Source organism: Pseudarthrobacter sp. LMD1-1-1.1, from assembly GCF_040676255.1.
GTDB lineage: Bacteria > Actinomycetota > Actinomycetes > Actinomycetales > Micrococcaceae > Arthrobacter.
The window spans coordinates 839,349-863,107 of the sequence record NZ_JBEGHP010000012.1 but is presented as its reverse complement, the minus strand read 5'-3'; the positions used below and the strand labels follow the sequence as shown (position 1 = coordinate 863,107).

The 23,759-nt window shown below is 67.0% G+C and carries 22 protein-coding genes, 1 tRNA gene and 1 other RNA gene; 13 read left to right on the top strand and 11 right to left on the bottom strand.

Annotated features, from left to right (window positions below; all coding sequences use genetic code 11):
* Positions 1 to 12: 12 nt before the first annotated feature.
* Positions 13 to 1,716 (bottom strand): M23 family metallopeptidase, encoded by a 1,704-nt coding sequence (locus tag MRBLMD1_RS09665; RefSeq protein ID WP_364399074.1) that lies wholly within the window; start codon positions 1,714 to 1,716, stop codon positions 13 to 15.
* Positions 1,717 to 1,901: 185 nt separating this feature from the next.
* Between MRBLMD1_RS09665 and MRBLMD1_RS09660 the strand changes: the two genes are divergently transcribed.
* On the top strand, positions 1,902 to 2,837 hold the full coding sequence (locus tag MRBLMD1_RS09660; protein WP_364399072.1) for an oxygenase MpaB family protein: 936 nt from the start codon (positions 1,902 to 1,904) through the stop codon (positions 2,835 to 2,837).
* A gap of 78 nt (positions 2,838 to 2,915) precedes the next feature.
* Here MRBLMD1_RS09660 and MRBLMD1_RS09655 read toward each other — a convergent pair.
* Positions 2,916 to 3,000: transfer RNA gene (locus MRBLMD1_RS09655), tRNA-Ser, on the bottom strand.
* 405 nt (positions 3,001 to 3,405) lie between these two features.
* Here MRBLMD1_RS09655 and ffs point away from each other — a divergent pair.
* From ffs to MRBLMD1_RS09635, 4 genes are all read left to right on the top strand, one after another.
* An RNA gene (gene ffs, locus MRBLMD1_RS09650) (signal recognition particle sRNA small type) lies at positions 3,406 to 3,502 on the top strand.
* Between the two features lie 21 nt (positions 3,503 to 3,523).
* On the top strand, positions 3,524 to 7,273 hold the full coding sequence (locus MRBLMD1_RS09645; protein WP_414703680.1) for a DNA polymerase III subunit gamma and tau: 3,750 nt from the start codon (positions 3,524 to 3,526) through the stop codon (positions 7,271 to 7,273).
* Positions 7,274 to 7,346: 73 nt separating this feature from the next.
* Complete coding sequence (gene recR, locus MRBLMD1_RS09640; RefSeq protein ID WP_141158226.1) at positions 7,347 to 7,946, top strand: recombination mediator RecR; 600 nt, start codon at positions 7,347 to 7,349, stop codon at positions 7,944 to 7,946.
* A gap of 208 nt (positions 7,947 to 8,154) precedes the next feature.
* Positions 8,155 to 9,513 (top strand): aspartate kinase, encoded by a 1,359-nt coding sequence (locus tag MRBLMD1_RS09635; protein ID WP_175318961.1) that lies wholly within the window; start codon positions 8,155 to 8,157, stop codon positions 9,511 to 9,513.
* An 83-nt stretch (positions 9,514 to 9,596) separates the two neighbouring features.
* On the opposite strand, the gene MRBLMD1_RS09630 is transcribed toward MRBLMD1_RS09635, so the two are convergent.
* Both MRBLMD1_RS09630 and MRBLMD1_RS09625 read right to left on the bottom strand, forming a co-directional pair.
* On the bottom strand, positions 9,597 to 9,812 hold the full coding sequence (locus MRBLMD1_RS09630; RefSeq protein ID WP_159633488.1) for a hypothetical protein: 216 nt from the start codon (positions 9,810 to 9,812) through the stop codon (positions 9,597 to 9,599).
* A 117-nt stretch (positions 9,813 to 9,929) separates the two neighbouring features.
* A complete protein-coding gene (locus MRBLMD1_RS09625; protein ID WP_159633491.1) occupies positions 9,930 to 10,172 on the bottom strand; it encodes a hypothetical protein in 243 nt (80 codons plus the stop codon).
* Positions 10,173 to 10,250: 78 nt separating this feature from the next.
* Here MRBLMD1_RS09625 and MRBLMD1_RS09620 point away from each other — a divergent pair, with 78 nt between their 5' ends.
* The 4 genes from MRBLMD1_RS09620 (at position 10,251) to MRBLMD1_RS09605 (ending at position 12,614) form a co-directional block, all read left to right on the top strand.
* A complete protein-coding gene (locus MRBLMD1_RS09620) occupies positions 10,251 to 10,724 on the top strand; it encodes a MarR family winged helix-turn-helix transcriptional regulator (RefSeq protein ID WP_364399067.1) in 474 nt (157 codons plus the stop codon).
* Between the two features lie 75 nt (positions 10,725 to 10,799).
* On the top strand, positions 10,800 to 11,375 hold the full coding sequence (locus tag MRBLMD1_RS09615) for an SSI family serine proteinase inhibitor (RefSeq protein ID WP_364399065.1): 576 nt from the start codon (positions 10,800 to 10,802) through the stop codon (positions 11,373 to 11,375).
* Entirely contained in the window at positions 11,362 to 12,285 is a 924-nt protein-coding gene (locus MRBLMD1_RS09610) for a 3-methyladenine DNA glycosylase (protein ID WP_414703679.1), read from the top strand. The genes MRBLMD1_RS09615 and MRBLMD1_RS09610 overlap by 14 nt, the downstream gene beginning before the upstream one ends.
* The gene (locus MRBLMD1_RS09605) at positions 12,282 to 12,614 is read left to right on the top strand and encodes a serine protease inhibitor (RefSeq protein WP_364399063.1); all 333 of its coding nucleotides are present in this window, start codon (positions 12,282 to 12,284) and stop codon (positions 12,612 to 12,614) included. Before MRBLMD1_RS09610 ends, MRBLMD1_RS09605 begins: the two co-directional genes overlap by 4 nt.
* 100 nt (positions 12,615 to 12,714) lie before the next feature.
* Here the strand turns inward: MRBLMD1_RS09605 and MRBLMD1_RS09600 are convergent, their stop codons facing one another.
* Positions 12,715 to 15,846 (bottom strand): S8 family serine peptidase, encoded by a 3,132-nt coding sequence (locus MRBLMD1_RS09600; protein ID WP_364399061.1) that lies wholly within the window; start codon positions 15,844 to 15,846, stop codon positions 12,715 to 12,717.
* A gap of 249 nt (positions 15,847 to 16,095) precedes the next feature.
* The gene (locus MRBLMD1_RS09595; RefSeq protein WP_159633506.1) at positions 16,096 to 16,281 is read right to left on the bottom strand and encodes a hypothetical protein; all 186 of its coding nucleotides are present in this window, start codon (positions 16,279 to 16,281) and stop codon (positions 16,096 to 16,098) included.
* A gap of 272 nt (positions 16,282 to 16,553) precedes the next feature.
* Between MRBLMD1_RS09595 and purS the strand changes: the two genes are divergently transcribed.
* Genes purS through purL form a run of 3 tightly spaced genes read left to right on the top strand, consistent with a single transcriptional unit; the run spans position 16,554 to position 19,886 of the window.
* Positions 16,554 to 16,805, top strand: a complete 252-nt coding sequence (purS, locus tag MRBLMD1_RS09590) for a phosphoribosylformylglycinamidine synthase subunit PurS (RefSeq protein WP_015935902.1) — start codon at positions 16,554 to 16,556, stop codon at positions 16,803 to 16,805.
* Between the two features lies 1 nt (position 16,806).
* Positions 16,807 to 17,580, top strand: coding sequence for a phosphoribosylformylglycinamidine synthase subunit PurQ (purQ, locus tag MRBLMD1_RS09585; RefSeq protein WP_043448902.1), 774 nt, complete (start codon positions 16,807 to 16,809; stop codon positions 17,578 to 17,580).
* On the top strand, positions 17,577 to 19,886 hold the full coding sequence (gene purL, locus MRBLMD1_RS09580; protein WP_364399058.1) for a phosphoribosylformylglycinamidine synthase subunit PurL: 2,310 nt from the start codon (positions 17,577 to 17,579) through the stop codon (positions 19,884 to 19,886). The genes purQ and purL overlap by 4 nt, the downstream gene beginning before the upstream one ends.
* An 80-nt stretch (positions 19,887 to 19,966) precedes the next feature.
* On the opposite strand, the gene MRBLMD1_RS09575 is transcribed toward purL, so the two are convergent.
* The 5 genes from MRBLMD1_RS09575 to MRBLMD1_RS09555 all read right to left on the bottom strand — a co-directional run bounded on the left by MRBLMD1_RS09575 (position 19,967) and on the right by MRBLMD1_RS09555 (position 22,664).
* Positions 19,967 to 20,908, bottom strand: a complete 942-nt coding sequence (locus MRBLMD1_RS09575) for a hypothetical protein (RefSeq protein ID WP_364399056.1) — start codon at positions 20,906 to 20,908, stop codon at positions 19,967 to 19,969.
* A gap of 175 nt (positions 20,909 to 21,083) precedes the next feature.
* On the bottom strand, positions 21,084 to 21,377 hold the full coding sequence (locus tag MRBLMD1_RS09570; RefSeq protein WP_364399054.1) for a DUF503 domain-containing protein: 294 nt from the start codon (positions 21,375 to 21,377) through the stop codon (positions 21,084 to 21,086).
* A 15-nt stretch (positions 21,378 to 21,392) separates the two neighbouring features.
* A complete protein-coding gene (locus tag MRBLMD1_RS09565) occupies positions 21,393 to 21,713 on the bottom strand; it encodes a putative quinol monooxygenase (RefSeq protein WP_364399052.1) in 321 nt (106 codons plus the stop codon).
* Positions 21,710 to 22,258 carry a DUF1990 family protein gene (locus MRBLMD1_RS09560; protein WP_364399050.1) on the bottom strand — a complete coding sequence of 183 codons (549 nt, stop codon included), beginning with the start codon at positions 22,256 to 22,258 and terminating at the stop codon, positions 21,710 to 21,712. The genes MRBLMD1_RS09565 and MRBLMD1_RS09560 overlap by 4 nt, the downstream gene beginning before the upstream one ends.
* Positions 22,251 to 22,664, bottom strand: a complete 414-nt coding sequence (locus tag MRBLMD1_RS09555) for an MmcQ/YjbR family DNA-binding protein (RefSeq protein WP_364399048.1) — start codon at positions 22,662 to 22,664, stop codon at positions 22,251 to 22,253. The genes MRBLMD1_RS09560 and MRBLMD1_RS09555 overlap by 8 nt, the downstream gene beginning before the upstream one ends.
* Positions 22,665 to 22,709: 45 nt before the next feature.
* Between MRBLMD1_RS09555 and MRBLMD1_RS09550 the strand changes: the two genes are divergently transcribed.
* Positions 22,710 to 23,744, top strand: a complete 1,035-nt coding sequence (locus MRBLMD1_RS09550; protein WP_364399046.1) for an isopenicillin N synthase family dioxygenase — start codon at positions 22,710 to 22,712, stop codon at positions 23,742 to 23,744.
* Positions 23,745 to 23,759: the final 15 nt, after the last annotated feature.

Here is a 23,759-nt window from a genome sequence, read left to right as displayed (position 1 = left end):
GGTGGAAATTCCCTAGGCCGGGGGTGCAGTCGGTACTGGTTCTGTCGAGGTAGGGGTGGGGGTTGGCGTCGGCGTGGGGGCAGGCTCCGCAGGCGGCAGGGTCGGCGCAGGTGCCGGGGCGGTGGTGGTTGGTGCCGGGGCCGGCTCAACCGGTGCTGGGGCCGGGGCGGGAGCGGGCGCGGTCTCCACCGGCGTTGGCGCCGGTTCTGGGGCGGGAGCGGGGGCAGGTTCCACCGGCGTTGGCGCCGGAGCCGGGGCGGGGGCGGGGGCGGGCGCGGTATCAACCGGCGTTGGCGCCGGAGCCGGGGCGGGGGCGGGGGCGGGCGCGGTATCAACCGGCGTTGGCGCCGGAGCCGGTTCAGTGGGCGTGGGCTGGGCGGGAACCGGCGAAGTCGTCGGCGTTGGGCTTGCAGGGTCCGTGGGCGACGGCGACGGTGTGGGCGACGGCGTGGGACTTGGTGACGTCGGAGTTGGCGAAGTCGGGGTCGGCGAAGTGGGTGTCGGCGACGGCGTGGGACTTGGTGAAGTCAGGGTGGGTGAAGTGGGCGACGGCGATGGCTCCGTCGGTGACGGAGACGGCGTCGGGCTTGCCGGGACGGTCGACGGATCGCTGGGTGCCGCCGCGGGCGAAGGCGGCGCGGCACTTACCGACGGTTCAGCAGTCGGCGGTGCCGTCGTCGTCAACTGCACGTTGGGAGCGGGCAGCACGATGCCCGTTGCCTGGGATGGCGACGGTGCCGGGCCGGGTACGAAAAGCGGCGGGAAGGGTGAAACCTGGAGCCCCGCTGCAGGGAGCCCGTCACCCGGATCAACCTGGAGGGGGATGGTCCAGCTGATCCTGCCGCCGGACAACCCCATGCCGGGCGCGTACGAAACCATCTCACCCGGAAGGGCCTGGTCAAGCGCCCGGAGCTGGAGGAAGCTCCATCTCAGGGGGTTGGTGTAGCGGCCATTCAGGATTGCCTCGAAATGCAGGTGGCAGCCCGTGGACCATCCGGTGGTGCCAACGCGCGCGATGACCTGGCCCACCCGCACCTGGTCGCCGGTGTGCACACCAATGGATTCCAGGTGGTTGTAGGTGGTGATGAGCCCGTCGCCGTGGTCAATCTCAATCCGGTTGCCACCGCCCCAGGGGTGCCAGCCGGCTGCCCGCACAACACCGGAATCAGCGGCGTAGACCGGGGTTCCGCAGGGGGCTGCGTAATCCTGGCCCAGGTGGAAGTCTCCCGCCGCCCCGCTGATCGGGCTGACCCGGAACCCGAACGGCGAGCTCGGGTCCAGAAGTTGCAGGGGCGCCATGAGGAAGCCGGGCAATGGCCTGCCGGCACCGGCCGGACCCAGCGTGAGGGCCGCCGTGGCGCCCTGGTCGACGCCGCCGATGGACGTGTGCGGGAAGGCCAGGGCCACCTGCGGATTGGAGAAGATGGCCGGCGGAAGGGCAGTGGCGCCAAGCTGGTCCGTTGCCGTCGGGGCTGGTTCGCCGTGCCCTTCCCGGAGGTTCGCCGTTCCGGACGTTCGGTACGGGGCGGCACTGCCCGGAGTGGTCCCGGTGCCGGCCACCGATCGCGCCAACTGTGGCGGCTCAGCGGAGCCTGCGGAAAGGTTGACGGCGCAGACGGACGCCGCCAGCACGCCGGCAGCAGCGACGGCCCGGGCAACGGGGGGAAAGGTACGCTGGTCCGGCTTGCGGTTGCCGGGCACGGATTTCTTGCCCAATTGACTGACTCCACGACGTGGCCTGCCGCACGGTGTCTCGACGGTATGTCCCATGGGACCACAGGACCGCAGGCGTGGAAACCCCATAGCCGGACAATGCGGGTTTTTTGTGGGTCGTTAGGGGGTGGAGCTGCGCTTCCCTGCCGGATCCGGCCGCGCGTGGCGCAAATGGGCGACAATGTCTCATGCGCAATGTCCTTCGTACCTGGCAGGACGAAATCAAAAAGACCTTCTCAGGCAGGGCCGACGCCCCGCCGGACTGGACGCTCAAGCTGGCCGAGGGCGACAACGCTGGCTACCACCTGCCCGGTTCGGCGGTGTGGGCGGTGCACGGCTCCATGACGCCCATCGTGGGTGGAATCCGCACGCTGCTCATGCAGTCGCTCCATCCTGGTGCGCTCGCGGGCGTGCATGAGCACTCCAACTTCCGTGACGACCCCCTGCGCCGGCTGGCCAACACAATCCGCTGGATCTTTACGGTCACCTATGGATCCACGGACGCCGCGGAGGAAGCAACACGGCGGGTACGCCGCCTGCATGAGCCAGTCCAGGGCAACTACGAGGACAACGACGGCGAAGTGCGCACCTACAGTGCCAACGATCCGGGGCTGGCCAACTGGATCCACCTGGCCTTCACGGACGGCTTCCTCGCAGCCCACAGGATTTGGGGCGGGCCCATCCCCGGCGGCCCGGACGCCTACGTGCGGGAGTGGGCCCAGGCCGGGCGGCTGATGGGGGTGGAAGACCCGCCGCTGACGGAGGCGCAGATGCGCAGCCAACTGGAACGCTGGTACGCGCAGGGGAGGCTGCGGGCGGACGGCCGCGTCAAAGAGACGGTGGAGTTCATCCGCAATGCGCCGCTGCATCCGCTGCTGAAGCCTGGCTACCGGATCCTGTTTGCCGCTGCGGTCTACAGCCTGGAACCCCGGTACCGCCAGATGCTGGGGCTCTCTCTTCCACGGCTGGGCCCGTTTCCCCTGCCCGTGCGGCTAACCACAAAGGTGGTGCTCGGCGTCGTCCACCTGGCCCTGGGCGGTCCCCGGAGGCGGATGGGTCCCAGCGAAACAGCAGCGAGGCAGCGCCTGAGGCGGCTTGGTGAACCCTTGGCAGATCTGGCCTGACCATGAATCGGAAGGCTGCAACGGAGGCAAAAAAGCAAGAACCCGGCCCCGGGTTACCGGGGCCGGGTTCTTGACCGGCGGAGAATGGGGGATTTGAACCCCCGAGGGCGTTAACCCAACACGCGTTCCAGGCGTGCGCCATAGGCCGCTAGGCGAATTCTCCAACTGCTTCTGAATCAAAAGCAGGTACTAGATTACCTGAAGTTTTCCGCATCGCCCAATTGGCCCATCCGGCGGCGATTTTCTGCCGGCTGCAGCCCGCCTCAAAGGGGCGCGGCGACGGTTGCCTTAACCTGAAAATGGACGCCCCCAATGCGCCCATTCCCCGTTGCACCGTTGAGCTGCCGGGTCCAACCCCGTTAAGCCAGGCCACGCAGCTCACAACCTTGAGATTGCCCCAATCGGTGTACATAGCCATGATCCCGGCTGGGGCGGGGATAAGCAATGGACATCCGTCCCCGGGCATCCACCGGCCAGGTGCCGCCGACCCGCCGGGCGGCGTGCCAGGGCCTCGGGCGGCGGCGCCGGGTCCGATTCGAGTCGGGCCGGATGTTCGGGTAAAGTATCTGACGGCCCCTCATGTGGCGTCATCCTGTTGAACTCCCCCAGGACCGGAAGGTAGCAAGGGTAGACGGGCTCTGGCGGGTGCATGGGGGGTCTTTACTATTCCTCCACAGGGCGGCATGATGTCAGCCCGGATTGGTAGGGTTTTCTCTGTGACAGTTACTACCGCCCTGTACCGCAGATACCGTCCCGACTCGTTCGCTGACGTTATTGGCCAGGAGCATGTCACCGAGCCGTTGATGACGGCTTTGCGGAAAAACCGCGTCAACCACGCCTACCTTTTCTCGGGCCCCAGGGGCTGCGGCAAGACCACGTCCGCCCGTATCCTGGCCCGCTGCCTCAACTGCGCCCAAGGCCCCACGGACACTCCCTGCGGAACCTGCCCCAGTTGCGTTGAGCTGGCCCGCGGCGGCTCGGGTTCCCTCGATGTCATCGAGATTGACGCCGCGAGCCATGGCGGTGTTGACGACGCCAGGGACCTCCGCGAGCGCGCCACCTACGCCCCCGTGCGGGACCGCTACAAGATCTTCATCATCGACGAAGCCCACATGGTCACCTCCGCCGGGTTCAACGCCCTGCTGAAGATCGTGGAAGAGCCGCCGGAACACATCAAGTTCATCTTCGCCACCACAGAGCCGGACAAGGTCATTGGAACCATCCGTTCCAGGACCCACCACTACCCGTTCCGGCTGGTGCCGCCTGAGCCCCTGATGGCATACCTGGAGCTTCTGTGCCGCCAGGAAAACGTTCCCGTCGCCCCTGGCGTCCTGTCACTGGTCATCCGCGCCGGCGGCGGCTCCGTCCGCGATTCGCTCTCCGTCTTGGACCAGCTCATGGCAGGCGCCGGACCCAACGGACTGGACTATGAGCTCGCCGTGGCCCTGCTCGGCTACACCCACGCGTCCCTGCTGGACGACGTCGTGGAAGCCGTGGCTGCTTCCGACGCCGCCACCGTTTTCCGCGCCGTGGACCGGGTCATCCAGACGGGCCACGATCCCCGCCGGTTCGTAGAGGACCTGCTGGAGCGCTTCCGCGACCTGATCATCGTGCAGGCCATGCCCGAGAGCGCCCACGCCATCCTGCGCGGGATGCCGGCGGACCAGATAGCCCGGCTGCAGAACCAGGCCCACAACCTTGGCGCGGCGGAGCTTTCCCGGGCCGCTGATGTTACCAACACGGCCCTGACCGAAATGACCGGGGCCACGTCCCCCCGGCTGCACCTGGAGCTGTTGTGCGCCCGGATCCTGCTGCCCAGCGCTGAACAGAATGAGCGCGGCATGGCAGCCCGGATCGACCGGGTGGAGCGGCGGCTGAACTACGCCGGGAACGACGTCGGTGCTCCCGCCACGGCAGCGCCGGCATCGGCGGAGGTGCCGGCGGCGGCAGTCCAGCCAACGCCAGTCCAGCCAATGGCCCCAGCTGCCACTCCCGCCGGTTCCCCGATGGATTCCCAGCGCGCGCACCAGCCGGTTGCCCCGGAGCCTTCTGCCAATACTGCTGCAGCCAAGGCTGCGGAGGCCCAATCCGCGTCGGCCCATGCCGGACCGGCTGCTCCCGCCATGCCCGGTTCCGGGGACGGACAGGTTGCTCCCGCCGCTGACGGCGCCCGCAGTCCCCTGACACCCCCGCGGGTCAGCACCAGCGACTGGCCCGTCGAGGCAGAACCGTCCCGGCCCCGGACGCCACAGGGCCCCCAAGGTTCTGCCCCCGGCGGGACCACCAACCCCACCCAGCGGGCCTCTTCAGGGCCGCAAGACCATGCAGCGCCGCAGGCCCAAGACACCGCAGCAGGCCAGGCCCAAGCTCAAGCCCAAGCAGCACCGCAGGGACAGGAAGACCGGCCGGCGCCCGGCCAGGCCGCGGCCACTCGCGTCCCGGACCGGCCCCTGGCCCAAAGCGACCAGGTGCCAGCCAGCCACGGGCCCGGCAGCAACTCCCCCGGCGCCCAAACGCCAGGCCAGCAGGTGCAAGGCCAGCAGGCCCCTGTTCATCAGGCTCCCGCAGCGCACCACCAAGCACCCGGCGGGTCGTCCCCGGCCAACCCCACGGCCATGGGCGACGTCGAGGTTCTTCGCAGGGCCTGGCCGGATGTCCTGCAGGCGCTGTCCAAAATTAAGCGCAGCACCTGGGCCCTCGTTGAACCCAATGCGCAGGTCCAGGCGTTCGACGGCAGTGTCCTGACCCTGTCCTTCACCACGTCCGGCCTTGCCGGCGCCTTCGGCAGGGCGGACCATTCGGACAACCTGCGCCAAGCCATCCACAAGACCGTCGGCATTGACTGCCAGATCCAGGCGGTTGCCGGCGGCGCCAGCCAGGCGAGCTCTGAGCCAAACCCAAAAGTTCCCGCCAGCCCGGTGGTTCCGGCCACCTCAGCTGACGTTGCCTGGGGCCTGGCCCCTGCCTCTGCCTCTGCCTCTGCCTCTGCCTCTGCCTCTGCGCAGGCAACCCCAGCGGTGCAGGTACCCGCAGCAGCGGCGGCCACCGGAACGCCGCTGGGCGGTAGTTCCGGAAGCCCAGCCGCTGCCGGCAGCTCCCCCGCCGCGGGAAGCACCGCCCCTTACGGCAGTTCGGGAAGTTCTGCTGTCGCCGCAAGCCCGTCGGCCGCACCTGCAGCCGCCCCTTCAACTGCCGCCCCTTCTACTGCCACCCCTCCGGGTGCCCCCTCTCCGGGGGCACGCCCGGCGGCCGACGCCAACGCGAGGGGCAACCACGGCATGGATCCTGCGGGGTCTGGCCCCATTGCCACTGCCGGTGCCAGCGCCCGGGCAGCAGGGACCGCTGCCGACACCTCCGGCACGAATTCCGCCCACCCCGCGTACCCGCCTGCCGGAGGCGACTATTCCTACTCCGATGACGATTGGGGACCGCCGCGGGATGAGGACGCTCCCCCGCTGGATGAGGAACCCCCCATGGACTGGGAGCCCTCCGCACGTCCGGGCAACCGGACGGCACCACCCTCCCCTGCCACTGGCGCCGACCAGGCGGCAGGCGGCGCCCACCCTGCAGCTGCCACGCGCCCCCAGGGGACTGGTGGCCCGGGCTCGAGCACCGCTTCCCAACCTGCCGGCCAACCGGCTTCCCAGCCTGCTGGTACCGCCCACGATCCCTGGACCCGGGCCGTGGAACAGGCACCCGGCGTATGGGTAGTGGGAGACAAGAGCAACGTCGGCGCCAAGCCGGAACCTGCATCCGCGAAGGACAACATTGGGGCGTCCGCCACCGTCCCCCATTACGAGCCCGCAACCGCCCAAGTGCCCCCCTCCATTCCCGTGGCCCCGGCAGCCATGGCTGCTGCCGCAGCGGGGCCAGACTGGGCCGCGGGGGCAGTTTTCGGCTCCAGCCGGACGGAGCCGGATGCGGGGCCGTACCAGGCCCAATCCCCGGATCCTTCCCCGGTACCCGAGTTCGCCATGGCGGCCGCCGCACCTGCCCCGGTCACCCATGCTTCGGCTGCCCAGGCCACTGTTGCCCAGGCACCGGTTCCACAGCCAACTGCTTCCCAGGCAGCGGTTGCACAGGCGGCCGCGCGTGCGTCCGTTGCGCAGGCACCGGCCGCACCCTCCCGGCCGCAGCCGGGAAATGCCGTGCCGGCTTCTGCAGGAACTTCTGCACCCGCGGCCGGACGAACGGAAACGCGGCAAAGCCTGTACCAGCGGCTGTCCAACAGCCCCGAAGCTGAGGCAGGACGGGCCAAGGCCCCGGCCAGGGCCGCCGCGGCGCCGAGTGCCTACGTCCAGGACATACCAAGCGCCGACGATGAAACAATCGAGGAATCAGGCGTTTTCGGCCGGGCCGCCGTCGAACGCATCCTGGGCGGGAAACTGATCGAGGAGCGGTCCCTGGACGGAAGCCCGGTCACGCCACGCTACTGAAGGCCCGGCCTGCGGCCGGGCCTTGACGATTGATTGATTCATCCGCTATTCACACCAAGCTAAAGAGGGAAACGTGTACGAAGGTGCTGTCCAGGAGCTGATCGATGAGCTTGGACGCCTTCCGGGCGTGGGGCCCAAGTCCGCACAGCGGCTGGCATTCCACATCCTTGAAGCCGACCCCCAGGACATGAAACGGCTGGTTGAGGCCATCACCACCGTCAAGGAACGGGTGAAGTTCTGCACCGTCTGCGGCAACGTCACGGAGCAGGAACTGTGCAATATCTGCCGCGATCCCCGCCGCGACCCCGCCGTGATCTGCGTCGTGGAGGAGTCAAAGGACGTCCTGGCGGTGGAGCGCACCCGTTCGTTCCGTGGCCGGTACCACGTGCTCGGCGGGGCCATCAATCCCATTGCGGGCGTGGGACCGGAGCAGCTGCGGATCCGCGAACTGCTCACCCGGCTTAACGACGGCGAGATCCAGGAAGTCATCATCGCCACCGACCCCAACCTGGAGGGTGAGGCAACGGCCACCTACCTGGCCCGGATGCTTAAGACGATCGGCATCGCAGTGACCCGCCTTGCCTCCGGACTTCCCGTGGGCGGCGACCTGGAGTATGCCGATGAGGTCACGTTGGGCCGCGCCTTCGAAGGACGCCGGAACGCCCTGGGCTGAGGCACCCGGCGGCCTCCCGCCGTCGTAGTCCCCGCCGGGCCGGACGTGCCGCAGCCCTGCCCGCGGTACCACGGCGCCCTATGGCCGGAATGTGGTCACAATTCAACGTCCCTCCGGGCGCGGCGATAAACTGTGGAGGAAAGCCGCGCCGTCCAGCGTCAGGCTGCCTGGCCTCCAGAACTCCAATTGATCCGATGAAGGTACGCGCATGAGTACGCCCACCACCGAAGTGCACAACGCAACACAGCCGCTGGCGGCACCCGCCTCCGGCGCGGTGACCAAACAGCTCATTGTGCAGAAGTTCGGCGGCTCCTCCGTCGCGGACGCTGACGGCATCAAGCGCGTTGCAAAGCGCGTCGTGGATGCCCAGCAGGCCGGCAACGAGGTCGTGGTGGTCGTCTCGGCAATGGGCGACACTACGGACGAGCTCCTGGACCTCGCCGCCCAGGTGACCGACTCCGCCCCCGCCCGCGAAATGGACATGCTCCTGTCTGCCGGCGAGCGCATTTCCATGGCGCTGCTGGCCATGGCCATCAACAAGCTCGGCGCTTCCGCCCAGTCCTTCACCGGGTCCCAGGCCGGCATGATCACCGACGGCATCCACGGCAAGGCGCGGATCATCGACGTCGACCCCCACCGCATCCGCACCGCCCTGGACAAGGGCAACATCGCCATCGTGGCAGGCTTCCAGGGCATGAGCCGGGCCACCAATGAAATCACCACCCTGGGCCGCGGGGGTTCCGACACCACGGCCGTGGCACTCGCGGCAGCCCTCGAAGCGGATGTCTGCGAGATCTACACCGACGTGGATGGCATCTTCACCGCCGATCCGCGCGTTGTCCCGTCAGCCCAGAAGATCGACACGATCTCCAGCGAGGAGATGCTGGAACTCGCGGCCTCCGGCGCCAAGATCCTCCACCTGCGGTGCGTGGAATATGCCCGCCGGTTCGGCGTCCCGCTCCACGTCCGCTCCTCATTCAGCCAGCATGAAGGCACCTGGGTCATCCCCAGCGCCGACGACAAGATCACCACTCAAGAGGGAGTTGCCTTGGAGCAGCCAATCATCTCCGGCGTTGCGCATGACCGTTCCGAAGCGAAGGTCACCGTGGTCGGCGTCCCCGACATCCCCGGCAAGGCCGCCGCAATCTTCCAGGTCATCGCCGACGCGCACTCGAACATCGACATGATCGTCCAGAACGTGTCCACGCACGGCACGGGCAAGACCGACATCTCCTTCACCCTGCCCATCGTTGAAGGCGCTGATGCCTTGGCCGCCCTGCACGCCGCGCAGGACCAGATCGGCTTCGAGGCCATCGAATACAACGAGCAGATCGGCAAGCTGTCCCTGATCGGCGCCGGCATGCGGTCCCACCCCGGTGTCTCCGCCACGTTCTTCAAGGCACTCTCCGACGCCGGCATCAACATCAACATGATCTCCACCTCGGAAATCCGCATCTCGGTGGTCACGCACGCCGATCTGCTGGACGAGGCCGTGCGCGTCATCCACAACGCGTTCGGGCTCGACACCGAAAGCGAAGCGACGGTATACGGCGGCACCGGCCGCTGATCGCCAACGAAAAGCCGGGCTGCCCTTTCCTCGACAGGAGAAGGCAGTCCGGCTTTTTTGTTTCTGGAAGCATCCAGGAAGAATCAGGTTTCGCGTTCCAAATCTTCACGGCGTACGGCGTAGTGGTGGCCGGTTGAGTCGGTCTCCACCACGAAATGCGAAAGGTCCTCTTCCGAGGCCTGCTCGAATTCGTCGTGTTTGTGCACCACGGGCGCGTCGGCGTCCAGTCGGGTGGCAGGACCAAAGACGAAGCGCAGCCTGTCGGTCAGGCCCATGAAGCTGGTGAGGACATGTGCCACTGTTTTCCACCCCCTTCCCGACCATCGGGCGAAAGTGCAGCAGGCCCCGGCAGGAGCCAGTGCCCCCATTTTATGCCCGGGACGCGGAAAAGGCTCCGGCGTAAAGCGAAGGAATCGCTACCGCAGGGAGCGGTCTTCAGGATTCCGCGGGACAACATACGTGCTGCCGTCCGGCCTGGTGATGGTCTCCCACTGTTGGGTCTCCGCCTGGCGCTGGGCCAGCAGGCGGCGGTTCTCGTCAGTCATATCATGCGCCAGCGCGGTGCGGCTGGCGGGACCGAAAACGGCCCGCAACTTCCCGGTGGCACGCATGAAGCGCTGGGAGGCATTGCCCTTGTCCGCGGACCTGTCCCTGCCCATGAAGAGGTTCCTTCCACTCACTGTCCAACCTGCCACCAATGTACACTAATCATTAGTGCACTAACAATCGGAGGACCAATGACTGCCACAGCGGCAACGGACTCAAAAGAAACTGACGCAGCACACGAGGAAGACCTGCTCCTCGAACATCAGCTCTGCTTTGCGCTGACCGTGGCTGCCCGCAGCGTGGTGGGCGCCTACAAGCCCGTGCTCGAAAAGCTCAACCTCACCCATCCGCAGTACCTGGTCATGCTCTGCCTGTGGGAAGACAGCCCCCGCACTGTCCGGAACATCAGCGAAGCCCTGGCCCAGGAACCGGCCACCATCTCCCCGCTCCTGCGCCGGCTGGAAGCGGCGGAACTCATCACCCGTCGCCGTGCGGACGGCAATGAGCGCGCGCTCGCCGTCGAACTGACACCCAAAGGCGCCGCACTGCGGGAGCATGCGCTCCGGGTGCCGGGGACCATGATGGAGCGGCTGGGGTTGACCCGCGGACAGGTCACCGAACTGCACGCGTCCATGATGGGGCTGATCGCCGCCACCTCCCAGTGAGTGATTGCGGCCAAACGGAAACCTGCCGCCGTACGCCAAGCGACTAGAATTACTGGACGAAGGAGAGGTGGCCTGATGCGGAAATTTCGGATGCTCGCGGCATTCCTGGCTGTCGGCGCCGGGCTGATCTCCGGTTGCAGCGGCACCCCTGACAGCGGCACGTCCAAGGGCACAGCGCCTTCCTCCGCCTCAACCTCCACGGCTCCGGTAAGCTCCCCCGCGGGCTCTGCAGCTCCCTCCCCCGACACCGAAACTTCAGTGCCGGCTCCTGCCCCCGCCACGTCACGGCCAAGCAATGGCCCGGGGCAGGGGAACGCTGAACTCGCCATCACCCTGGTGCCATCCCCGGGCGCGCCCGAGGTCAACTACACCCTGGTCTGCTCCTCAGGTGAGCCGGCCGCGGAAAGCAGCCATCCCAACGCCGCTGCCGCCTGCGCGGCACTGAAAGCCAATGCGGCCATCGCCGCTCCGGCCGCGCCCGGAACCGCACAGCCCTGCACCCAGCAGTATGGCGGCCCCCAGACAGCCGCCGTCACGGGCATGGTGGACGGCGTCGCCGTGGAGTCAATGTTTTCGCGGACCAACGGATGCGAGATCAGCGCGTGGGACGCTGCCAAGGACGTATTGGGCGCATCCGGTGGAGCCTCTTAAGCTCCTGGCGGCGGACACTGCGCAGGCAAGGGAAGAGGCCCACCTGCAGCGCGTCAGCCGCTATGCCGATCCATACCTGGCCCGGCGCTCCGCGGGACAGAAACACCCGGTGGAAGACTTCCTCTTCACCTACTACACCCAGAAGCCCGGCCAGCTGAAGCGCTGGCACCCCGGTGCCGGCGCAGTCCTCACCGGCGCTCAGGCAGCCGGACGGCTCGGCTGGAAGCATTACCGGACGCTCGACGACGGCGAGCTTGCCGCCCTGGGACTGGCTGCGGGAAGCACCGCGGTCACCTTCGACCGGCACGCCTTTTTGGCCGACCGCAGGGATGCAGTGGCCTTCGCCGGCATCATCCTCCGCGGCACGGCCGCCAGGCCGGCGCAGTTTGGCTGCTTCGGACTCCACGAGTGGGCCATGGTCTACCGGCAGGACAAGTTCGACCTCCGGCATGAGTACCTGCAGCTGCGGCTGGGTGCGGCCGGTACGGACAAGGTGGTGGAGGACAACAGGATCCGCTGCACCCACTTCGATGCGTTCCGGTTCTACACCCCGGATGCCATCCCGCTCAACGAGCATTCGCCCAGCCGGGAATCGCAGCGGCACATGGAGCAGCCGGGATGCCTCCATGCCAACATGGACCTCTACAAATGGGCCTATAAACTGCTGCCGGCGCTGCCCAGCGAGCTGGTGATGGACTGCTTCGAACTGTCATGGCGGATCAGGGCCATGGATATGCAGGCATCCCCCTACGACCTGGCCGACTGGGGGTACCCCGCCATCCCCATTGAGACGCCCCATGGCAAGGCCGCCTATGTTGAGCACCAGCGCTCTTTCGCAGCGGAAGCGGGTGCACTGCGCGAACGGCTGGCAGCGGAACTCGGGGTCATCGCGGAAGGAGCGCCACGGTGATAGACCTGACCATCAGCATCCGGGACCACCCCGACGCTCCCGAACACGTGTTCCGGCTGGTATCAAAGGACGGGCACCCGGCTGCCGGGACCACCCTGCCAGAGCCCGTGGCCGCCCTTGCCGCCGTGGAGCGGTTCGGCGAAGACATCTTTTTCCCCAAGCCGGGGCCACCCAAACTGTGCACGCAGCAGTACGGGGGCCCGCAGGTTGCCGTGGTCACGGGTATGTACCGTGGGCGCGCCGTCCACGCGACCTTCTCCCGTACCGACGGCTGCGAAATCGCCCGCTGGAAAGCCATGGGCCCCCTGCTCGGCGGGACGGCCACGTAGCTTCCTGCAGCAGCAACGAGGCCGGAACGAAAGCGGCCGGAACGAAAAAGGTCCCGGGTGGCCAGACGACCACCCGGGACCTCCCCCCATGTCTTCCCGGTCAGGTGGCGGGTACCGCCTGTGCCAGGCCAAGCTGGGGAGCGCCGGCCGGGGCGGGCGCGGAGCCCGGTCCCACCTGCACGTTCACCCACGTTTTGATGCCGTTGCTGCCAAGGCTCAGCCGTGAGAGGTAGGAACCGTCAGCAAGGCCGGTCCAGTTCAGCGTCGCCGAGGTGGCGGTTCCGTTCGGCGCCACGATGGGGTTCGGGTTCACCGTGAGATTGCCAGCGTCCCCGGCGAAGGTCACCGCCTGGACGGAGGCCGTGGCGGGGCCGTTGTCAGGTGTGGCGTACAGGTTGGCCACCACATAGTAGGTTCCGGGACGGGGTGATTCCAGGTCCAGGAACTCACTGGCGGATGCTGTTGCCACCTGGGTGGCCGTGAGGCCGCCCGCTCCGTTCGGGGCGTAGACCACCATGTCCCAGTCGACGTCGTTCGACTGCGCCTGGATGCCGAGCCGGGCAAACGACGTGCCGGCCGGCACGTTTACCTGGACCAGGGCATTGTGCGCATCGTTCGTCGGGGCATACGCGCCCGGGGTCTTGGTGATGGCGGTCTGGCTCAGCGGCGCCAGTCCTTCGACGGCGACGGCGATGGGATTGTCCGAACCGGAGACAAGCTCCATGGTGCCGCTGCCGGTGCCCGTGGCCGAGCTGAAGGTGAAGGACGGGGCGATCTGGGCGTCAACGGGGCGGATGGCGATTGGTGACGCCACCGTCCGGGGCCCCTTCCAGGTGAGGCTTCCCGTGCTGAATTTGCCCATTGGTGCGCTGACGTTCCGGATGGTCAGGGTTACGTCACGGGTCTGGCCTGCCTTGGCGAAGTTCAGGGCCTTGGGTTCGACGTTGACGTTGAAACCCGGCATGTTCACCTCGGGACGGTACATGCCCGGCACCAAGGCGGTCACCTTGCGCTTCACCTGGACCTCTCCAACCAGGCTGCCCAGGGCGATCGAGGGCAGGTTGAGGTCGCGGGCGGCGATGGTGCCTGCCTGTGGCGCTCCGGTCTGCACACCTTGTCCATTCAGGAAACCAAGCCAGTCCTGGATGCCGGAGTCGTAGACCAGCCCGGGATCAAGCACCCGGGTGGAGTCGATGTGGCCGGCGCCGCCCTGGAACGGATCCGTATTGGGGGTGCCATCGGCGTTGACCAGCGGATAGGCCGTGGTCATCATGGCGGACTTCACCCTGGCGGGGGTCCATTTGGGCTGCTTACCCAGCACCAGCGCGCCGAAACCGGCGATGTGCGGGGCTGCCATGGAGGTACCGGACATGAATCCGAACTGGGCGCCGTGGTTGCCGATGGTGGAGACGCCGGCCAGGACGTTGACACCGGGGGCAGAGATGTCCGGCTTGAGCAGGTCACCGCCGGAGGCCAGGGTGGGTCCGCGGGATGAGAAGCCGGCGATCTGGGGTGCGGCTGCCGGGGGCAGGCCGGTCAGGTCGCCCTTGACCAGGCTGACGGTCAGCGCCGGGTTGGCTTCCAGCTTGGATTTCAGTTCCAGGCTCTTGGGGGCATTGACGTGGACGGTGGGAATGACGTGGTTGTCGGCGTCCTCGGAGCTGCTGGTGAGGTTGACCAGGATCATGCCCACGCCGCCCTTGGCCAGGACTTCCTGGCTCTTGGCGGTCCGGTCCACCACGCCGCGGTCACAGACGACTACCTTGCCCGCCACTTTGCCGGCGTCAAGGGTTCCCGGACCGCAGAGGTTGGGGTTGGCCGCGCCGGGGGCCGCGGCAGCAGCAGCCACGACAACGGGCTTGTCCGCCACTTCCGACTTCATGATCGACGCGCCGCGGTACAGCGACCCGTCGGACACCTTGACCGTTCCCAGCAGGTCACTGGGGAAGGTGGACGCAGCAACCGTGGTCAGCCACGGGGACGCGTGGTTCACCGTGGAAGCGGTCGGGCCGGAGTTTCCGGCGGAGGCCGAGACGAAGATCCCGGCGGCCGCAGCGTTCAGGAATGCCAGCGCCACAGGGTCGGTGGTGCTGTTGTTGTTGCCCGAAATGGAATAGTTCAGGACGTCGACGCCGTCCTTGATGGCCGCGTCCACGGCCTCAACCGACGCCGAGGAGTAGCAGCCGCCCGTGTCCGGGTTGGTGTCCTCCCAGCAGACTTTGTAGACCGAAACCTTGGCGGCGGGGGCAATGCCGGAGCTCTTCCCGAAGCTGGCTCCGTCGATCACCTGTTCGATGTTGGCGTTGCCGGCGGCCGTGGTGGCGGTGTGCGTGCCGTGGCTGCCCACGTCCACCGGGGAGATCTGCTCTTCCGGGGCACGCTCCGCCGGGGGCACATACTGAAGGAAGGAATCCGCGAAGTAGCGGGCGCCGATGACCTTGGAATTGCAGAGGGATCCGTCAAAGGACGCCCCGGTCCCCTGGCCTTTTTGGCATTCGCCCTCGAAGGTTGTGCCGTCCGCTTTGAGCATGGCAATCCTGCCGTCACCGGTGCGGTAGGGAACGCCGACCTGCGGGTCGCCCTGCAGCGGCTTCAGCGGTTCGCCCTGCAGGAAGGGGTTGTCCGGCGCGTAGCCGGAGTCGATGACGCCCACCACAACGCCCTTGCCGGCGTTGGCTTCGCCGCCGAACTGCTGGGCCCAGGCGCCGTCGGGGCCGGTGAGCTTGAGGAAGTCGGTGGTGGTGTAGTCGGGCTTGTTCTCGACGTCCGGTGCCACGGCCAGGACCCGGCTGTCCTTTGACAGTGCTGCGGCCTGCGCTGCCGTCAGTTCCGCCGTGAACCCGTTAAGGGCTGCGGTGTACTGTTTGGCGGGGGTGACGCCCTGGGCCGCTGCAACGTCCCGCTGCTGGGTGCGCAGGTGGGCGTCGTACGCCTTGTAGTTGGGACTGCCGGCGTCGAGCTTCCTGCCCAGCTGGGGCTTGGTCGCACCAAGTCCTGCAGCTCCCCCTTCGTAGGCCGCGGCGGCCGGACCGGCGAGTACCACAATGTACCGGCCGTCCTTGAACTGACTGTCCTTTGCGCTGGAGGAAACATTTCCCGGGCCTTGGACGCCAGGCGCCGCCGAGGCGGGAGCCACGGCCAGCGAGCTCAGGATCAGGGGCAGCCCGACGGCCAGCGCGGCCGCCTTCCGGAGTCCCCCAGCCCGCGAAGGGCTCTTTCCAGTTGATTTCACGTGCAACCCTTTCACGATGTGCGGCCCATACTTGGTGGGCGCCCCAATGACTGGCACTGCAGAGGGAATTACAGGTTTTGTAATTTGCCGCGACCAGACTGTTCACAGAGTACAGACTGATAGCGCGATATGACATAGAGCACATTTAAGAAAATTCCGCTTGTCATACGGGGAACACCGAAGGAGTGCGGAACTAAAAAAGGGCGCCCCGAAGGACGCCCTGCAAGGAGCGGAGGAAGCCTGCCCGTGCTACTGCCGGGGAGTGCGCACCACATCACTGATCCATTGCCTGGTCTTTTCATCCACAGGCCCGGCCACCCGGGTCTCGCGGGCCAGCCGGTCCGCTTTCACCTTCTGGAACACCATCCGGCCCAGACCGGCGAACACGGCAGCGGCAACCACCGGCAACAGCACGGACTTCGAATTCTCAGCCATCCAGCAATCCTAGTGAAGGCCTCCCGGCAACTCCAGAACCAGCCAAAGAATGGCCGTGCGGCCCCGGCGTTTCGCGCGGCTCCGCTGCAGGGAACCGCGCGATTCAAAGGGATGCGCCCGGGCCGGTAGAATGGTAGAGCAAGCTCGCGGAGCGCCCGACCTCATGGTGAACCAACGCAGGTGACCCCCTTTGTCCCCGGCACCCCCGGTACGGCGTGAGACGGCACCACTCCGCTGCGCCCTTACCCAAGCTCACGCACAGGAGTTGCCGGATGCCCCGGATCGTTGTTGACGTCATGCCCAAGCCCGAGATTCTGGACCCGCAGGGGAAGGCAATCGTTGGCGCTCTCCCCCGGCTGGGCTTCACCAGCTTCAGCTCTGTCCGCCAGGGCAAGCGTTTCGAACTGACGGTCGACGGCGAGGTGACGGAGGAAATCCTGGCCCAGGCCCGCGACGCCGCCGAAACCCTCCTGTCCAACCCCGTGATCGAGGACGTCGTCAACGTCGAGGTCGTCGAGGCCTGAGATGACTGAACTTCCCCTGATTGGCGAGGCTGTCGCCGTCGCGGCGGAGCCGCGCCTCGCCGGCGCCCGGATTGGCGTCGTTACCTTCCCCGGCACCCTTGACGACCGGGACGCTGCCCGCGCCGTCCGCCTGGCCGGTGCCACCGCCGTCGAACTCTGGCATGGCGACGCCGAACTCGGTGACGTCGACGCCGTCATCATCCCCGGTGGATTCTCCTACGGTGACTACCTGCGCGCCGGCGCCATCGCCCGCTTCGCCCCGCTGATGTCCAAAATCATCGACGCCGCGAACTCCGATGCCAAGCTGCCCGTCCTGGGCATCTGCAACGGCTTCCAGATCCTCACCGAGTCGCACCTGCTGCCCGGTTCGATGATCAAGAACGACCACCTGAAGTTCCTCTGCCGCGACCAGGTGCTGCGCGTCGAGAACAGCAACACGGCGTGGACGCTGGACTATGAGGCCGGCCAGGAGATCACCATCCCGCTGAAGAACCAGGACGGCCAGTACATCGCCGACGAAAAAACCCTGGACGCCCTTGAGGCCGAGGGCCGCGTCGTCTTCCGGTACGTGGGCTTCAACCCGAACGGTTCCCGCCGGGACATCGCCGGCATCTCGAACGCCGCAGGCAACGTGGTGGGCCTCATGCCGCACCCGGAGCACGCCGTGGAACCGGGCTTCGGCCCCGAGTCGCTGGACGGCATCGGCGGGTCCGACACCGACGGACTCGGTTTCTTCACCTCCGTACTGAACAAGATTGTGGGAGGCGACAAGTGACCACCGAAACCACCAAGAAGTTCAACATCGACACCGTCGAGAACGCTGCCAAGACCCCGGACACCGAGCTGCCCTGGGCCGAGCTGGGCCTTAAGCAGAACGAATTCGACGAGATCGTCAAGGTCCTGGGCCGCCGCCCCACCGGCGCCGAGCTGGCCATGTACTCCGTCATGTGGAGCGAGCACTGCTCCTACAAGTCCTCCAAGAACCACCTGCGCCAGTTCGGCCAGAAGGTCACCGAGGAAATGAAGAAGGACATGCTGGTGGGCATCGGCGAAAACGCCGGCGTGACCAACCTGGGGGACGGCTGGGCCGTGACCTTCAAGATCGAATCGCACAACTCGCCGTCGTTCGTTGAGCCCTACCAGGGTGCCGCGACCGGCATCGGCGGCATTGTCCGCGACATCATTTCCATGGGCGCCCGCCCCGTGGCCGTTATGGACCCGCTGCGCTTCGGCGCCATCGACCACCCGGACACCGCCCGCGTCATGCACGGCGCGGTTGCCGGCATCGGCGGCTACGGCAACTCCCTGGGTCTGCCCAACATCGGCGGAGAAATGGTCTTCGACTCCGTGTACCAGGGCAACCCGCTGGTCAACGCGCTCGCCGTGGGCGTCATGCGCCACGAGGACATCCGCCTCGCCAACGCCTCCGGCAAGGGCAACAAGGTGGTGCTGTTCGGTGCCCGCACCGGCGGCGACGGCATCGGCGGCGCCTCCGTGCTGGCCTCCGAGTCCTTTGACGACACCAAGCCCTCCAAGCGCCCCGCCGTCCAGGTGGGCGATCCCTTCGCGGAAAAGGTCCTCATCGAGTGCTGCCTGGAGCTCTTCAAGGGCTCCCTGGTGGAAGGCATCCAGGATCTCGGCGCCGCGGGCATTTCCTGCGCCACGTCCGAGCTCGCCTCCAACGGTGACGGCGGCATGCAGGTTGAGCTGACCTCCGTGTTGCTGCGCGATCCCACGCTGACCCCGGGCGAGATCCTGATGTCCGAGTCGCAGGAACGCATGATGGCCGTGGTGACCCCGGAGAACGTGGAAGCGTTCGAAGCCGTCATGGACAAGTGGGCCGTGGAGTACTCCTGGCTGGGCGAGGTGACCGACACCGGCCGCCTGATCATCACGTGGGAAGGCGACGTGATTGTCGACGTCGATCCCCGCACCGTGGCGCACGACGGCCCGGTCTACGACCGCCCGTTCGCCCGCCCCGAGTGGCAGGATTCCGTCCAGGCAGACACCTTCACCGGCTCGGTGCAGGATGCCGGCCGCCCGGCCGCTCCGGCCGAGCTGGCTGCGGCCGTGACTGAACTCGTGGCCTCGCCGAACATGTGCTCCAAGTCCTGGATCACCAACCAGTACGACCGGTACGTGGGCGGCAACACCTCCATGGCATTCCCCGACGACGCCGGCGTGGTCCGCGTTGACGAGGAAACCGGCCTGGGCGTGGCCCTGGCCACCGACGCCAACGGCCGCTACACCTACCTCGATCCGTACCACGGCGCCCAGCTGGCGCTGGCCGAGGCTTACCGCAACGTCGCCACCGCGGGCGCCATCCCCATGGCCGTCAGCGACTGCCTGAACTTCGGCTCCCCCGAGGACCCGGACGTCATGTGGCAGCTCGCCGAGGCCATCCGCGGCCTCTCCGACGCCTGCATGGTGCTGGGCATCCCGGTCACCGGCGGCAACGTCTCGCTCTACAACCAGACGGGCACCACGCCCATCCACCCCTCCCCCGTGGTGGCGGTCCTGGGCAAGCTCGACGACGTTGCGCGCCGCACGCCGTCCGGCTGGCGTGAAGATGGCCAGGCCATCTACATGCTGGGCACCACAGGCGCCGAGCTGGACGGTTCAGAGTGGGCCAACATGCGTGGCCATCTGGGCGGGCAGCCGCCGAAGGTTGACCTTGAGGCAGAACGCGCCCTGGGCGAGATCCTGATCAATGCTTCGCGCGACGGCATGATCGACTCCGCGCACGACCTCTCCGAGGGCGGCCTCGCAGCTGCGCTGGTTGAATCCTCGCTGCGCTACGGCGTGGGCGCCCGGATCGCCTTGCAGGACATCATGGACCGGGACGGCGTGGACCTGTTCACGGCACTCTTCTCCGAGTCCCAGGGCCGCGCCATCGTGGGCGTCCCCCGGTCCGAGGAAGTCCGCTTCACCGACATGTGCACCGCCCGCGGCTTCGCGCACACCCGCATCGGCGTGGTGGACGCGGCCAGCGGCACGCTGGACATCAACGGTGTGGAGAGCCTGTCCCTGGACGCCCTCCGTGAAGCCCATGAAGGGACGCTGCCGAAGTACTTCGGCTAGCCCCTCACCGGCACCACCCATCGACTGCTCCGTACTTGTCGTTTTGACCCGTCAGAACGACAAGTACGGAGCACTCGATTTTAAGAACCCCTTCGCCAGCCGGCCTGCGCCAGGGCAACAAGAACTTTGGCTGCGGCCGGTTTCGCATCGTTGACCATGTGGCGTTTGGAAATTCTAACCTCCGTCCACCCCAGGGCGGCGTACCGTTCAGAGCGCGTTATGTCCCTGGCGATCTGGCTTTCATCTCCGTGGTGCTCGCCCTCGTACTCGATTCCGATCCTGTATTTGCGGTAAGACAGGTCCGGTTCATGGTGCCTGACGCCGTCCTCGGTGATGATCGGAACGTTCAGCTCGGGTTCGGGCAGGCCTGCGCGGACGATAGCGAGCCGGAGCATCGTTTCCTGGGCCGAATCCGATCCGACCCGGATGAGTTCCAGGGCCTCCTTGGCCTTCCGGAGGCCCCGCTTTCCCCGGTGCCTGTCGATGGTCCGCTGCAGGTCCCATATGCTGCACAGCGGCATGCTTCGGCCCTCGAATTCGAAGCGCGGAGCACGGACACAGGCGTCCCCCATGGCCACGATTTCATCCACGGACAACAACTCGGCCATGTCGAGCCAGGTCCGGGCAGGCGTTGTCACCGGAATTCCGTCAAGTGTGGCGACCTCATCCTCAAACAGCTTCATGCGGTGCACGATGACATGGGGCCTGTCCAGGTGGGCGGCACCTTCGGGGCGGATGAGGTGGTAATCGTCACGGGCCTCGTCCTGGCGCCGCTGCGGCAGCGAATGCAGCTCCGCAGCCGTCACGTGCGAGGCTGCACACAGCTCGTTGACCTCGATGAAGGGCCGAACCCGAACGCTTAAGGGGAACGCCGTCGTCGTGCCTTCCACCCTGATGCCCCGGCCACGGTATGTCAGCGACCCGTGCCGCCAGCGGCGCGGGGAGACTCCGGCAACCGAAGCGTCAACAAGAGTGAAGGGGCGTCCCCGGAGTTCCTCCGGCAGCGGGTGTGGGGTCTTCATCGATCCATGAGAGCAGAATCCCGACAACACCCGCAGAAGTTATCCACACCCTCCATCCATTGCTGAGCAGATGTCGTTTTGGCGCGTGAAAACGACAAGATCTCAGCAATCGATGGGTGGGCCAACGCCGCCAGGGTTCCCTGGCCGAGCTTGCGAGGCGAGGGTGGCGGCGGGGTCAGTCCTCGCTGTGGAGCTCGCGCTGTCGGGCGCTGAGCAGCTCGATCTCGGGCCGGCCGGCCACAAAGCGTTCGACGGCGGCCAGCACCTCCATAAGGTGTGGCCGGTCCGCTGCCACCAGGCCGACGCCGAGCTGCGTGCGCCGGTACTGGCTGTGGTCCCCTACCTCGGCGACCGACACCTCAAAGCGGCGTTTGAGCTCGGCCAGGAGCGGCCTGAAGACGGACCGTTTCTCCTTCAGGCTGTGAACGTCGCCAAGGAGGATGTCGAACTCGATCCAGCCAATCCACATGGCTCCGGACCTTCCCTACTCGATGGTGAGCTCGCCCATCCGGTCCCAGCCGTCGCCGTCGAGCTGCCGGCTGACGATCCTGGGGGTTTCGGCGAGGGCCTGCGGCATGTCCGCCATGGCCTTCTTGAAGTGGCCGCTGTTCACGTGGTCGCCGGCGTCGTCGTCCTTGAAGGCTTCCACGAGGACGTATTCGTTGGGATCGTCCAGGCTGCGGGACCAGTCGAACCAGAGGTTGCCGGGTTCCTTCCGGGTGGCTTCGGTGAAGTCCGCCACGAGGGCCGGCCAGCGCTCGGACCACTCGGGCTTGACCTTGAACTTGACGACGATAAAGATCACTGGGATTTTCCTTCCGCGGCGAGACTGCGTGCCCCTTCAATGTACCGGGAAGTAACGTAGCGCTGCGCCGCACGGGTCACCACGCCGCCAGCCGCGTAGAACCAGTTGGCAGGCCTGCTGAACGCCCGGATCCGCAGCCATACTTCACCCTGGCTGTTGATCTCCACTTCAAAGGATTCCTCCCCTCGGGCAGGGTGTCCGGGCAGCGTCCCGTAGCCAAAACCCGCCGATTGCGGCACGCCGTCCGGCGTCGGCTCATGGACCCACACCACCTGGCAGGGGGCCGGCAGGCGGAAGGGCCCGACGCCGAATCCGCTCACCACGCGTGCGCCGGGGACCGCCTTTGGCGAATCCGCGCGGACGCGCAGACCTGCCCGCCGCTGCAGCTCCCAGGCCAGGATGCCGTCCGCCACGCGACGGTAAACGTCCAGTCCGGTCCCCAGGCGTGCCTCCTCAAGGACACGGCCGTATCCTTCGGGAGCGCTGCCCTGTTCCGTGCCTCCCACTCCCGGGTAGTCCAGCCTGGCCGCGGCCCTGTCAGTCAATGCTGCCTTCCTTCCCGAGGCGCGCCCACCCCAGTTGTTCCTGCTGCTTCCGGCTCAATCCTGACACCACCAGGTCGTAGGAGTCCTCCACCATGTCCTTGACCATCCCGTCCGGCAACGAACCGTCAAGGCGGACACCGTTCCAATGGGTCTTGTTCATGTGCCATGCGCCGGTAATCGCCGGGTGCACCGCCCGCAGCTGCACGGCAAGGGCCGGTTCGCACTTCAGGTTCACGTAAAAGTCGTCCTCATCCATGGATGACAGGGCAAACAGCTTGGCCTCGTGGCGGGTGCCGCCGGCAATGTGGGCCCGGACCTTGAAGACCGATGTTTCCGGTCCGAACGGAAAATCCTCGTAGGCTCCCGGAAACGAAAGGCAGATCGTCCGCAGCGCGTTTGGGTCCATGAAGGAAGCCTATAAAGCAGGCCTGCACGGTGCTAGTCTGCGAGGATGTCACGCGACCAGGGAGCCATACCTGTTCTGGATCTGAGTACCGCACGGCAGCCCTACGGGCCCTTCAGCCCGGAGTTCATCGAGCAGCTGCGGCATGCCACCCACGATGTGGGCTTCTTCCAAATCACCGGCTACGGGGGCCGCCCTGGCCAGGCAGAAGAGCTGCTGGACCTCCTCGGGCGCTTCTTCAACCTGCCGCTTGAGGAGCGTATGAAGCTGGACAACCGGCTGTCCCCGCACTTCCGCGGCTACACCCGGATGGGCACCGAAGTGACCCAGGGCCGGGCGGACGCGAGGGAGCAGATCGACTACTCCCCGGAACGTGAGCCGGTGAAGGACTATCCGGAGGACCAGCCCTATTGGCTGCTGCAGGGGCCCAACCTCTGGCCGGACGAGGCGTTCCCCGGGCTCAGGCCTGCCGCCATGGAGTGGGCCGAGCTCATGTCGGAGGTAGGGATGGAGCTGCTGCGGGCCATCGCGGTGTCGCTGCAGCTGCCGGAGGACTACTTCGATGAACCGTTCCGGGACACCCCGGCGTGGATGGGCAAGCTGGTGCATTACGTGGGCGGCGTGGTGGAAGCCGCCGGTGACCAGGGTGTCGGTTCGCACGCCGACTACGGGTTCGTGACCCTCCTGCTCCAGGACGGCGTGGGCGGCCTGGAAGTACTGCCGCCCGGCACCAGCCAGTGGTTGCCCGTGGAGCCCCTTCCGGGAGCCCTGGTGGTGAACCTCGGCGAGATGCTGGAAGTAGCCACGGAGGGATACCTCGCAGCCACTATCCACCGCGTCCAGGCCCCGCCGCCGGGTGTGGACCGCTACTCGGTACCGTTCTTCTGGTCGCCCCGGCTCGATGCGGTCATCGAACCGGTTCCGCTGGCTCCCGGGCTGAAGGCGGCGGCCCGGGGCATCACGGACGATCCCGCGAACCCGCTGCTGGCTTCCTTCGGCATGAACATGCTCAAGGGCCGCATGCGCGCACACCCTGACGTCACGGAGCGGCACTATCCTCACTTGTTGCAGGGCCGCAGCTGATGAATTGCCGGAGCC

Coding starts and splice junctions, on each gene's coding strand:
- MRBLMD1_RS09660 (WP_364399072.1), top strand. CDS start 1,902: ATGCGCAATGTCCTTCGTACCTGGCAGGACGAAATCAAAAAGACCTTC.
- MRBLMD1_RS09645 (WP_414703680.1), top strand. CDS start 3,524: ATGTCAGCCCGGATTGGTAGGGTTTTCTCTGTGACAGTTACTACCGCC.
- MRBLMD1_RS09635 (WP_175318961.1), top strand. CDS start 8,155: ATGAGTACGCCCACCACCGAAGTGCACAACGCAACACAGCCGCTGGCG.
- MRBLMD1_RS09625 (WP_159633491.1), bottom strand. CDS start 10,172: ATGGGCAGGGACAGGTCCGCGGACAAGGGCAATGCCTCCCAGCGCTTC.
- MRBLMD1_RS09620 (WP_364399067.1), top strand. CDS start 10,251: ATGACTGCCACAGCGGCAACGGACTCAAAAGAAACTGACGCAGCACAC.
- MRBLMD1_RS09615 (WP_364399065.1), top strand. CDS start 10,800: ATGCGGAAATTTCGGATGCTCGCGGCATTCCTGGCTGTCGGCGCCGGG.
- MRBLMD1_RS09595 (WP_159633506.1), bottom strand. CDS start 16,281: ATGGCTGAGAATTCGAAGTCCGTGCTGTTGCCGGTGGTTGCCGCTGCC.
- purS (WP_015935902.1), top strand. CDS start 16,554: ATGCCCCGGATCGTTGTTGACGTCATGCCCAAGCCCGAGATTCTGGAC.
- purQ (WP_043448902.1), top strand. CDS start 16,807: ATGACTGAACTTCCCCTGATTGGCGAGGCTGTCGCCGTCGCGGCGGAG.
- MRBLMD1_RS09575 (WP_364399056.1), bottom strand. CDS start 20,908: ATGAAGACCCCACACCCGCTGCCGGAGGAACTCCGGGGACGCCCCTTC.
- MRBLMD1_RS09570 (WP_364399054.1), bottom strand. CDS start 21,377: ATGTGGATTGGCTGGATCGAGTTCGACATCCTCCTTGGCGACGTTCAC.
- MRBLMD1_RS09555 (WP_364399048.1), bottom strand. CDS start 22,664: ATGGACCCAAACGCGCTGCGGACGATCTGCCTTTCGTTTCCGGGAGCC.
- MRBLMD1_RS09550 (WP_364399046.1), top strand. CDS start 22,710: ATGTCACGCGACCAGGGAGCCATACCTGTTCTGGATCTGAGTACCGCA.